The organism is Thioclava sp. F28-4, assembly GCF_002020045.1.
In the GTDB taxonomy this organism is placed as follows: Bacteria; Pseudomonadota; Alphaproteobacteria; order Rhodobacterales; family Rhodobacteraceae; genus Thioclava; species Thioclava sediminum.
This window is the reverse complement of the sequence record NZ_MPZQ01000001.1, coordinates 515,278-528,731: the sequence shown is the minus strand read 5'-3', so window position 1 is coordinate 528,731 and position 13,454 is coordinate 515,278. Positions and strand designations below refer to the sequence as shown.

General features: G+C 65.4%; 1 protein-coding gene (running past one end of the window). It reads left to right on the top strand.

From position 1 onward, the window contains the following. A protein-coding gene (locus tag BMI87_RS02460; protein ID WP_078519567.1) for a proprotein convertase P-domain-containing protein crosses the window boundary here: on the top strand, positions 1-13,335 show its 3' portion. Its footprint begins 19,890 nt before the window's first position; 13,335 of the gene's 33,225 nt are visible here — the last part of the coding sequence; the start codon falls outside the window, past its left edge; its stop codon occupies positions 13,333-13,335. The last annotated feature ends 119 nt before the right edge of the window (positions 13,336-13,454 follow it).

Genomic DNA, 13,454 nt, shown 5'->3' with positions numbered 1-13,454 from the left:
GGCCTGAGCGGCATCGACTATTACGAGACCACGCAGGTCACCGTCGGCTTCCTGTCGAACGGCGTCAGCTTCGACACCACGATCCGCGGCGGCGACGGCGAGGACAGCTTCACCGTCTACTCGAACAAGGCCGAGCTGTTCCTCTATGGCGAGGCCGATGACGACACGTTCCAGGTCCGCTCCTTCGTTCGCGTCGACCCGAACGACCCGGCTGCGCCGTTTACCAACATCAATGGCGGGCAGGGCGCCGACTTCATCCAATATGCGGTGAACGCGCCGGTGCGCATCGATGGCGGTGACGGCTTCGACACGATGACCGTGATCGGCACCGAGATGGGCGACGACTACGTCATCACCAAGAACGGCGTCTATGGCGGCGGGCTCTTCATCTCCTACACCGGGATGGAGAAGCTGGTGGTCGATGCGCTGCAGGGCAACGACACCTTCTTCATCGAGAGCACCTCCGAGGGCGTTCTGCTGGAGATCGTGGGCGGTCTGGGCTCGGATAGCGTGAACCTTGGCGGCTCCGATCTCGACGGTGTCACCGAGGGCGGCGCGATCACCGTGGTGTCGAACGGTCTCAACGGTCACAGCGGCCTGATCCAGACGATGGTCGACAGCACCGATCCGCGCTATCAGGCGATCTGGGCGCAGGATCCGGTCTCGCAGATCAAGGACAATGACGCGCCCGATCTGGTCTTCTTCAACGCCGATGGCGAGGCGGGCTCCAGCGTGCTGCGCGTCTTCGAGGCCGCGACTGCCGATCCGACCATGTCCGTCACCCGTTACGCGATTGCGCTGTCGCGCGCGCCGGACGAAGACGTCTACATCACGATCTCGCCGACGCTGGGCACCGAGGGCGATGTGGCCGCGGGCGCCGAGGGCGTGCTGGTCAACGGCTCGGCCTCGGGCACGGTGCTGCACTTCACGGCGGCCAACTGGGATACGCCGCAATATGTGACCGTCACCGCGATCAACGATCTGGTGGCAGAGGGTCGCGGCATCGTGCAACTGCGCCATACCGTGACCGAGGGCGACAGCCGCGCCGACGATACCGGCTTCGACAATCTCGCCGTGCCGAACATGCTGGTCGATGTGATCGACGATGAAGTGGCCGAGCTGCTGATCTTCCCGGTCGACGACTCCTCGGCCATCGATCTCGCGGGCGACACGATCGTGGCCGAGGCCGCAGCGCTTGCCGCGAATGACCGCTTCGCCGTGATGCTGAGCCGCGCGCCGACCGGCCCGGTGCAGGTGAACTTCGCGGTCGATGGCAATGTGACGCTGTCCTCGAATGTCGTGAACTTCGACGGCACCGACTGGAATACCGCGAAATTCGTGACGATCACCGCAGTGAACGACAGCGCCGACGAGGGTGTGCATTACGCCCGCATCCAGCCCACGATCTTCGAAGACACGCGCGACGCCTTCCTTGGTGCGACCTATGCGGATGTGGCCGGCGGGGTCGCGGCGAATATCAACCGCGATATCAGCCAGCCGCGCAGCGCCGAGGTGCTCTATACCGCGGCCGATCTGACGATCCTGCGCCCGAATACGGCTGAGACCGAGCTCTACACGCTCACGCTGGGCGGCATCGACTATGTGGTCGGCGTCGGGATCGGCGAAGTGGTGGCGGACCTCTCGACCGTGACCGAGGGCACGATCGTCGTCGATGCACGCCTCGATCAGACCGCGACGGCCACGGATATCGCGGATGCCTTCGCGACGCTGGTGAACGCGGACGCCGAGCAGGCTGCGACGATGACGGGCACGGGCGCTACGCGCAGCATCGCGGCGGCGGCGGGCGTCTCTTTCAAGCTCCTGATCGAGACCAGCGATCCCGCCTCCGGCTATCTCTTCACGCCCACCGGCGACATCTATGTCTCGATTTCGGGCGACGCCTTCGAGTTCTCGAGCGATGAACTGAGCGTCGATGCGGCCACCAGCAAGCGCGCCTATGACATTGTGGCCTTCCGCCTCGGCGCGTCGCTGGCCGACGGCACGCTGGCCGCAGATGGCACGCTGGTCGATGGCGCGACCTGGATCATCAAGCTCGACGGGCTGCAGGTGCAGGCGACCGCCGAGTTCGGCGACACCATGAGCGACATCGTCAACAAGCTGGTCGCCCAATTCGCGGGCGCCGATTACTCGGCTTCGGCGGGCTATCTGCAAGCGACGCTGCTGCCCTCGGTCGAAGGTGCGATCTACTCCAATGCCGGGTCGAAGACCTGGACTATCCTCGTCGACGGTCAGCTCATCAGCTACACCTCGCAATCGGGCGATGAGCTGGGCGGGATCGCGGGCATCTCCGACGAACTTGCAGCGCAGATCAACGCCGCCAATCTCGGGATCACGGCGGTGGTCGATGCCAATGGCGCGATCACGCTGACCTCGGCCACGGCCTTCTCGCTGCTGCCGCTCGACAGTGAAGACGCCTCGATCGCAATCGCGAGCGATGCGAGCCTGACGCCGCCGAGCTACGATCTGGGCGAGATCTTCATCTTCCGCACCCCGGGCGCGGGCGGCATCGAGTCCTTCTCGATCGAAGTGTTGCGCAAGACGAGCCCCGACGCGGCAAACACCCGGACCGGCGGCGCCTATGTCAGCGCGGATGCGGTGAAGTCGCAGACCCATTGGCAGCTTGCCCGCATCGCCTTCGCGGCGCCGCTGACCCCGATCGTGATCCCCGAGGGCTCGAGCCTCGCCTATGAGATCGGCACGAACATCACCAATGCCGAACTCGCGCAGCAGTTCACGCCCTACAGCTATGTCGTGGGCAGCAACGGCGACAATCTCGCGCCCGCGCCGCTCGACGTCACCGTGCTCGATGACGACGCGCCGACGGTGGAGATCATCCAGACCGGCGGCTCGACCGATCTGGCCGAGCGTGCGCCGGGCGATGTGCAGGTCGTGGACAGCTTCTCGGTCGTGCTGACCGGTGCGCTGAGCGGCGACAACACCGTCCGCGTCGATGTGACCCCGCTGCCGACCCGTACTTACAATTCGCAAGAGGCGTTCAACGCGGATGCGAACTTCGGCGAGAACGAACTCGTGCAGGTTCAGGTCGCTGCCCCGCTTGCAGCCCTGTCGCTGGCAGGGGAGGCGGTCGCGGGTGAGACCTGGCAGGTCACCCTTTTCAACGATGTGGACCTGCGCGCAGGCGCCCAGACGGTCGGCTACACGGTTCAGGCGGGCGACGATCTTGATGCGGTTGCTGCGGGCCTGATCGCCGCGATCAACGGGGTGTCCGGCTACAACGCCACGCTCACCGCCGATGGCGCGATCGAAATCTCGGTCGATGCCGCGGCGACGTTCACCCGCTTCTTCGTCGAGGTTGGCATCGCGGGCGACAGCCAGGGCAGCATCGACACCCGCACCGTGCAGGACTTCAACTTCGCCAATGTCCTCGAATTCGAGATGATGGGCGTGCCCACAGCGGGCGAGGTCTGGACGGTCAACTTCGACGGCCAGAGCTTCACCCACACTGTGACCGCCGGGCAGTCGCTGTCGAACATCGCTGCCGCGCTGGGTGCCCAGATCAACCTCGCGAATGATGCGGCCACCGCGAATGGCGATCCGCGCGCCTATGAGGTGATCGTCGATGGTCGCGTGATCTCCATCCGCGAGCTGGCCGATCCGGCGGCGGATTACCAACCCTCGGCCTCGGTCAGCGGCCAGAAGGAGGGCGAGATCGCGGCGCGTCAGTTCGTCGAGTTCGATAACACCAACTGGATGACCCCGCAGCAGATCACCGTGATCGCGATCGACGACACCATCGTCGATGGCGGCGACGCGCAGGTCTTCGGCGCCTTCAACGACCGCGTGAATTCGATCCGCGGCCCGGTCTCGATCATCGGTGGCGAGAGCGATACCGACGTGTCGCTGCGCGTGCCGGTGCTGCTGCCGGGCGAGACGAACATTCCGCTCGCCGATGGCGTGACCGGGACGGTGACCGATGGTGGCACGGTGATCACCATCGATCCCGAAGAGCTGACCCATGTGAACGGCGATTACGGCGAGCGTCCGGGCTTCGATCCGCGCATCAACGACACCGCCACGATCTACGACATCGCGACCATCGACCCCGATGGCACGCTGAGCGGCCGTGTCGATGTCGCGAGCGTCTCGGAAGATATCCTCTCGCTCGTCAACGATGCGGGCATGACGCTTACGCTGATGGTCGGCGCGCAGGATGCGGTCGAGGCGGGCTATGTCTGGTTCTTCGGCACCCCCGATCAGAGCGATCTGTCGCTGGTCGACTGGCTCACGGCTTCGGTCGATCTGGCGGGCGATGTGACCGCCTACGAGACCGTGACCGTGACGCTCGACGGCACCGACTTCAGCTACACGCCGGACACGGAGCACGCCTACCGCTCGATCGTGCTGCGCGAGCTGGCTGCGCTGATCGACGCCTCGGTCGAATATGAAGCGGTGGCGACGGTGAACCTGCTGGGCGAGACCCGCCTGCATGTGAAGCGCGCCGATGCGGCCGCCTTCGATATCGCGGTGACCACCTATGCGGGTCTGACCTCGACCATCGGCGGCGCGCCGGTGCAGAGCCTCTATAACGACGCGAATATCCACTGGACCGCGGCCGCGTTCCACCTGAACCAGCCGCCGGTGAGTGGCGCGAGCTGGGCGCTGACGATCAACGGCGCGGCCACCCCGGCTTCGGTCACCTCCGATGGCAGCTTCGGCTCGGTCACCCAAGGGTTGGCGGCGCGGATTTCCTCGGTCTATGCGCCGGTCGTCTCGGGCAGCCAGATGGTGCTGGAGAGCACGCCGCCGGAAGGGTTCGACACCGATCCGGGCGCGCTCATCACCTATGCGCCGGTCAATCCGAACCTGCGCGTGGACGAGGCCGAGCAGATCGACACGCTCACCGTCTTCAACAACGAGAGCCCGGCCATCGACAGCGGCGTGCTGACCGAGAACCACCTCTCCGGTCTGGGCATGGGCGGCGACACATATATCGGCGGCGAGCTGATCGCGGGTGGCGTCAGCTATACCGGCCTCGAAGTGGTCGACATTCGTCTGGGCCGCAATGTGGATACCTTCACGGTCGAGAGCACCCATCGCGGGAAGACCATCATCGACAGCGCCGACGGCAATGACGTGATCTACGTAAAGACCACTGCCGGTCACACGATCATCCGCACCGGCAACGGCGACGATCAGGTCTATGTCGGCTCCGATCAGGGGGTGGTCGACCAGATTACCGGTCTCCTGATCGTCGATATGGGCGCGGGCGAGAACGACCGTCTGTTCCTCGATGACAGCGCCGACCTGAACGACAATGTCCTCGTGCTGGATGGCGCGCGCGTGGCCGGGCTCGATATGCCCTCGGTGGCGGAGCGTATCCAGATCGAGACCCGCGGCACCGGCGGCAGCTTCACGCTGGCTCTGCCGGATGGCACGCCGGTCACGGTGGCCTTCGACGCGGATGCCGCAGCGATGAAAGCGGCGATCGACACGGTCTTTGCCGATTACGGCACCGATGCGGAGGTGAGCGTAGAGGCGACGGATAGCGGCTATATCTACACCGTCATCTTCGGCGGCCCGACCGGCGGCGTCGATCTGCCCGACCTGATCGTCGATGCGAGCGGCATCACCAGCGACGCGAACACCACCGCCAATATCGAGGTCACCGAAGTCATCAAGGGCACCACCGATCCGAGCCTGAACCAGATGCAGGCGATCACCATCGCGGCCGAGGGCGGGACCTTCACGCTGGCCTTCATGGTGCCGGATGTGCTGGGCAACATGGATCTGCGCATCTCCGACCCGATCGCCTATGACGCGACCGCCGAAGAGATCGCCGCGATCCTCGAGCCGATCCTGAACCCGAATAACAGCCGTCCGTTCCTGCCCTACACCAAGAACTTCGCGGTCGACCGCTTCGGCGACACGATCTACCTGACCTTCCAGGGCGCGCTGGCTCAGACCACGGTGGAAGCTGTCGATACGCGCGGCCTGACGGGTGATGTGCTGGAGGCGCGTATCGATATCGCCGAGCCGAGCGCGGGCGACACCTTCACCATCAATCTGACCGATCTCGCGACGCCGCTCTTCGACGATGCCTTCCCGGGTGACTTCGCACTGTCGAGCTTCGCCTATACCGCGCTGGCCGGCGACACGGCGGCGGATGTGGCTGCGGCGCTGGCGGCTCAGATCATGGATGCCCAGGGCCCGAATATCATCGCCTATGTCGAGGGCACGGTGCTCGTCATCACCTCGCGCTCGGGCGAGCGGATCTCGGTGGTGGTCAATGGCGGCGATCCGGCGCTCGACTATCTGCTCGGCCCGCTGGGCATCCAGACCGATCTGGCCAAGCTCGAGACCCGGATGGACGGTGTCGACTACTACGGTGTTGAATATCTCGAGATCGGGATGGGCGCGGGCAACGACGTGATCAACGTGCGCGGCACCACCGCCCATACCACGCTGAACCTCGGCGCGGGCGACGAACGGATCTATGTCTCCTCCGAGGCGGGCTTCGGGCTCGACACCGACACGACCTTCCTGACCGGGCATCTGCTGAACGTCGAAGGCATGCTCAACATCGAAGCGGGCACCGGCCGCCACAAGCTGATGATCTCGGATGAGGCGACGGTGCAGGGCGACGGCACCACCGATCTGCGCGCCGAGATTACCGATGACCGCGATGCCGCGCTGGCCGCTGCTGCCGCCTGGGGCGACGATACCGAACTGTCGAGCGTCAACGAGATCTTCGTCGTCGGCATCGCGCCCGCGCCGATCACCTATGGCGCGGATGCCGCGGGCAACTTCCTGGGTGGTATCACCTATTGGACCGGCTTCGGCGCCGATGCGATCGCCATCGACGGTACCCATGCGCGCGATATCGAAGGCGGTCGCGAGCTGACGGTTCTGAACACCGGTCTGGGCAATGACGATGTGACCGTCGATCTGCAGGCGGGCGAGGACGGGGCCTTCGCGCTCAACACCCAAGGTCCGCATGATGCGAATTACGCGCCCGATTGGGGCTATGCCCGCGACTATCTGGAATTCGCCGATGACGATATCGTCGATGCAGCCCTCAGCACGCTGCCGCTGATCATCTTCGGCGGGCAGGGCGATGACCGCATCACCTCGGGTCTCGCGAATGACATCGTCTTCGGTGATCGCGGCCGGATCGACTATCTCACCGCGGATGGCACGGGCTATGCGCTCAAGCTCGGCTCGGGCGGCCCGGATCACGTCAATGACGGCACCGATGTCGCGCCGACGCTGATCTACACGATCGACCCGACCATCGGCGGCGCGGACACGATCACCACGCTCGGCGGCGACGATATCGTGCTGGGCGGCGTCAATGGCGACACGATCACCACCGACGGCGCGACCGATAGCGGCAAGGATATCGTGATCGGTGACAGCGGCTTCATCGACTATGTCTCGGCTGACGGCGACCGCACCGATATCGACGAGATCGCCACCACCGCCGAGACCTATGGCGGCTCCGACCGGATCGTGACGGGTCTGGGCGACGATATCGTGCTCGCCGGTGAGGATGGCGAGACGATCATCGACGCGCTGATCGACGGCACCCGCTCGCGCGACCGCGAAACCATCGCCGCGACGATCCTCGCCGAAGGGCAGCAGATCGCGGGCGACTATGTCGATGCGGGCCAAAGCGACAATATCGTGCTGGGCGACAACGGTCGGATTGTGGCCGCCACGGACGATGCGCCGCGCTTCGGCACGCAGCCGATCACGCTGGGCCGGATCGAGACGACCACGCCCGAGATCGGCGGCGATGACGTGATCCTTGCGGGCATCGGCTTCGACATCGTGCTGGGCGGCACGGCGGGAGACGTGATCCGCGTGGCCGAGGGCGAGGTCTATGACGTGGCCGTGGGCGATACGACCCTGCGCGATGCTGGCAATATCGTCCTTGGCGACAATGGCTATGTCGACTGGGTCAAGGCGGATGGCGATGCCTCCGACATCGACGAGATCGCCTCGACCGCCGAGGCGATCGGCGGGGCCGACTGGATCGTGACCGGCGGCGGCGACGATATCGTCATCGCGGGCGTCGACGGCGGGGCTCTGAGCGTCGATTGGGGCGACGGCGAGACCGTCATCTCGGGCGACTACGTGAACGCGAGCCAGGGCGACAATATCGTGCTGGGTGACAATGGTCGGATCGTGGCCGCCGAGGACAACGCTCCGCGCTTCGGCACCCAAGCGATCACGCTGGGCCTGATCGAGACGACTGCACCCGAGATCGGCGGCGATGACGTGATCCTTGCGGGCATCGGCTACGATATCGTGCTCGGCGGGGCTGGCGGCGATGCGATCAACGTGAAGATCGACGAGGTCTATGCCGCGACCGACACAGCGACCACGTTGCATGACGCGGGCAATATCGTGATCGGCGATACCGGCTTCATCGACTGGGTGGGCCTCGACTATGACGCCTCCGATATCGACGAGATCGCGACCACCGAGGACCGCTATGCGGCGACCGGTGCGATGATCGGCGGCAACGATCTGATCGCCACCGGCGCGGGCCGCGACTTCATCATCGGCGGCACGGCGGATGACACGATCTTCGCAGGCGCGGGCAACGATCTGGTCTTCGGCGATCACGGTCGGATCGTGGCGCAGCCGGGCGGTGGCGTGGATGCCGACCTGCTGCCGCTGAACCTGACCGAGCTGACCACGCAGTTCGACTTCTACTCGATCCTGCGCAGCGAGAACGACGGCGGCGGGCGCGACATGATCTTCGCCGAGGATGGCGCGGATATCGTGCTGGGCCAGCAGGGCGCCGATGTGATCTATGGCGGCAACGGCGACGACGATCTGATCGGCGGTCACAACCGTCCGGGCGGCGATGACGGCGCGGACCGTGTCGACGGCAACGGTGCGGTGCTGTTCGAGGATCGCCCGGTGATCAGCGCCTGGTTCGATCTGGACGCGCAGGCGCTCGACCCGAACGCGACCGACAATGACGTGATCCTTGGCGACAATGGTATCGTGATCCGCACGGACGCGGCCGAGAGCCTGCGCTTCCGGATGCTCGCGGATGGCACGCTGACCATCTATGACGCTGCCGATGACGGCACCGGCTCGAATGCAGGGACCACAGCACAGACCAACCCGACCGGCGTGGAAGAGCGGCTGATCGCCCTCTTCGACCACACCGACACGAACGAGGCGACCCGGACCGACCTTTACGGTGCGGATTACCTCGCAGGCGGCGCGGATGACGATGTGATCTTCGGCCAGCTCGGCGACGATGCGATCCAGGGCGACGGCTCGGCCACGTTCCGCGGCCTTGCGCTCGCCACCGCCTATGACGCAACCGATGACGGCTACGCCACGCGCCTCGCCGACGGCACGCTCAGCGTGAACCCGACCCGCAGCATCGACGCGGCGCGCGACGGCGACGACTATATCGAGGCCAATGGCGGCAACGACATCGTCTTCGGCGGGCTCGGTCAGGACGACATCATCGGCGGCTCCTCGGATCTCTACATCCATGATGCGCGCGCGACCGGCGAGGGCTTCAGCCTCGATCTGCTGGCCACGGCGAATGTCACCGAGGCCTTCCGTCCCGACGGCGCGGATATGCTCTTCGGCGGGCAGGGCGATCCGGTGACGCTGAGCCGCAACGATTACGGTCAGAGTGGCGCCAATGCCCATGCCCGCGACGCCGATGTGATCCTTGGCGACAATGGCCGCATCCTGCGTCTGGTCGGTGCGACCGGGTTCCTCGGCTTCAACTACGACACGCTCGATCCGGCGCGGGCCTCGGGCACCGTCATCGGCGGCGCAGATCATTCCGACGCTTGGCTGGTGGTGCGTGCGGTCGAACTGCTCGACTACCACACCGGCGGCCCGGATGTCTGGGGCGCGGATGCACTGGCCGACAATGGCGGCGCGGATGAGATCCACGGCGAGGGCGGCGACGACGCGATCTACGGCATGCGCGGCAATGACGTGCTCTATGGCGAAGGTCAGGACGACGATCTGATCGGCGGCTGGGGCCATGACTGGATCTCGGGCGGCACCGGTCAGGATGGGGTGCTGGGCGACGATGGCCGCATCTGGACCTCGCGCAACGACCGTGGCTATGGCGAGCCGCTCTACGGTGTCGCGCCGGTCAGCCCGCAGACGATCTCGACCCCGGGCAAGATCCAGCAGGCCGATATCAACGTCCAAGGCGCGCTGAAGAAGACCGTGAACCTGACGCCCTTCTTCTTGACCGCCGATGGCCAGACCGACGATCCGCTGCAGGATCCGGCCTATGCCGATGACATCATCTATGGCGGTCTGGGCGACGACTTCCTGCATGGCGGGGCGGGCGACGATCTGGTCTCGGGCGCCGAGGCGCTGGCCGAAGCCTGGTATCTCGCCTATCCGAACGATGCGCTGGCGCCGGGTGTGGCGGGCGTGCTCGTGCGCTCGGATTACACGGTGCCGTTCTGGTCCGCCGATCCCGCGGCCACGCAGGGCAATGCGCTGGGCTACAATGCCTTCTACGCGGGCGAGTTCGCGGCCTATGACGAATACAACCCGCGCGATGTGATCGTGATCGACGCCGCTGGCCATTACGTTTCGCTCTCCGAGGCGACCGACGGTTTGACCTTCTTCGCGAGCTTCGATCCGGCCGATCCGGGCGCGCCGCAGGTCGGCACGCTCGAGCAGGATGGCAGCCCGGTCTATAGCGACGGCAATGACGTGATCTTCGGCGATCTCGGCAATGACTGGCTCGTCGGCGGCACCGGGCGCGACCATGTCTATGGCGGCTGGGGCGACGATCTGATCGATGTCGATGACGACCATAGCCGCGACGCGGACGGTTCGGCGCTGGGCGCGAATGACACGCCCGACACCGCGTCGAGCTATGAGGACATCGTCTATGGCGGTGCCGGTCGCGATATCATGATCGGCAATACCGGTGGCGACCGCCTGATCGACTGGGTGGGCGAGTTCAACAGCTACATCGTGCCCTTCGCGCCCTTCGGTGCCTTCACTATCTCCCGTGCGTTGGCCCCGCAGATCCAAGAGTATCTCTACGATCTCTCGGCCTCCGACGGCGCCGATCCGACTCGCGCAGCCGATACCGGCGACTACAACGCCGACCGCAACGGCGAGCCGTGGGGCGAGCTGGGGCTGGTGATGCAGAAGGACGATGCGTGGCAGGATCAGACCGGAGCGCCGAACGATCCGCAGCCGGGCAACATTCCGGGCGGTCGCCGTGACGTGCTGCGCTCGGCCGACTTCAACGGCAATGGCGGCGGCAAGGACGCGCAGGGCTTCGCCGCCGATAGCGGGGTCTGGACGGTCGAGGGCGGCGCCTTCGCGGTGAGCCCGGAAACGCTCGGCGGCGATGCGGTCTCGGTCTTCTATATCGGCGACGCGCTGCCCAGCTATTTCGAGATGAAGGCGACCATCGTCGGCGGCAAGCCCACGGCGGGCCTGAAGTCGAACGCCTATCTGATCTTCGACTACCAGTCGCCGACCGACTTCAAATTCGCCGGTGTGAACATCTCGACCGACAAGTTCGAGATGGGCATCCGCACTGCCGATGGCTGGATCGTGCTGGAGCAGACCCCGGTTCAGGCCAAGCCCGACACGCCCTATAACCTGCTGCTCGCGATCAACGGGCTGACGGCGACGCTGGTGATCGACGGGCAGGAATATTTCACCCATGTCTTCGATGCGCGGGTCGATCAATACGGCGTCACACACGGGCTGAACTCCGGCTATGTCGGGATCGGCGCGCAGAACTCGGTGACCAAGCTCGACAATATCGCGGTGCAGGTGCTGCCCCCGGAATTTACCCTCGATGAGACCGAGGACTTCTCGGACGGCATCGCGGATCGCTTCGCCACCGATACCGCTTGGCAGATCAACGCGGGCGCGCTGGATGCCCAGCCCGCCGGTGTGCCCGCCATCGCACTGTCCGATCTGGTGATTGCGGAGACCTCCGTCACGCGGATCGCGGCCCAGATCGAAACGGGCGGCCGCGCGGGCTTCGTCTTCGACAGCTACACCGACGGACGCTACAAATATGCCGTGATCGACACTGCCAACGACCGCGTCTCGATCGGCTATTACACGCAGCGCGACGGCTTCGTGGAAACCGCGAGCTACGACATCGCCATCGACGGCAGCCAGTCCAACAAGCTCGAGATCACGCTCGCCCGCAGCACGGTCAGCCTCGCGCTCAACGGCCACGAAGTGCTGGGCCATGCCTTCTACGCCCCGGTCGCGGATGGTGCGGTCGGTCTGATGGCCTTCGATACGGCGAGCTTCGACGATGTGCGCCTCGCGACGAACGACCCGGCCTATTTCACGCCCGATACCGGTTCGCTGATCTACGATTACGCGTCCGCAGGTCCCGTCGCGATTGCGGATCAGGGCGTGACGACGCAGAGCCTCTATGTCGGCTCGGATGTGGTGATCGCCGATCTCGATGTGACGCTGAGCCTGACCCATGAGCGGCTGAGCGACCTGACCGTGACGCTGATCGCGCCCGATGGCACGCGGATCGAGCTGTTCGCGGCGCTTGATGGCACGGGGATCGACACGCGCTTCGACGATGCGGCGGGCGAGAGCATCACCGGCGCCACGGCACCTTACGGCGTGACCTATCGCCCGGTTGGCGATCTGGCGGCGCTTGAGGGCAAGATGTCGGGTGGTGTCTGGACGCTGGAGATCGTGGACGGAGCGAAGCGCAAGACCGGCACGCTGGAAAGCTGGTCGCTGACGATCGAGGCGGCGCAAGCGCTTCATGCGGTCTCGGTCGCGGAGGTGCCAGAAGGTGCGATGCTCGATGAAGACCTTCTGGCCGCGGCGCGTGCGCAGGCGCTCCAAGAGATCGCGCAGGAACTGGGCCTGACCGCCGAAGAGATCGCGAAGCTCGAAGCGGTGCAGATTTCTATCGCCTCGCTCGACGGCACGCTTCTGGGCTATACCGCCGAGGGCGCGATCACGCTCGATGCGGATGGGGCAGGGCATGGCTGGTCGCTCGATGGCAGCGAAGGGCTGAACCTCGTCGATGCGCTCAAGCATGAGTTCGGGCATATCCTCGGGCTGGCCGACGATAGCGACGCGGCCACCTGGATGGACCCGACCCTCGCGGCTCAGGACGCCACGCCCGCGGCCAATCCTGTGCCGAACACCCCGAATGATACCGCTTCCGATACTGCGATTGACGCCGGTCCGCAGGATGCCGCCACCAGCGACACCACCTCCGCGCCCAGTGCTGCACCGATCACCGAGCCTGAACCGGCAACAACGACCCCGACCCGGGGCAATTCAGGCAATACCGGTAAACAATCGCGCAATGCAAAAGGCTGACGCAGGGGCCAATGCGTTCAACTGCCACGTTTTTTCTTGATTGAATCCAGAACTGCTCGTTTACTTTGCGTAAGGAAGCAAGTTTGGCCGTTCAATCGGCACTTTCAGGGACATAAGCG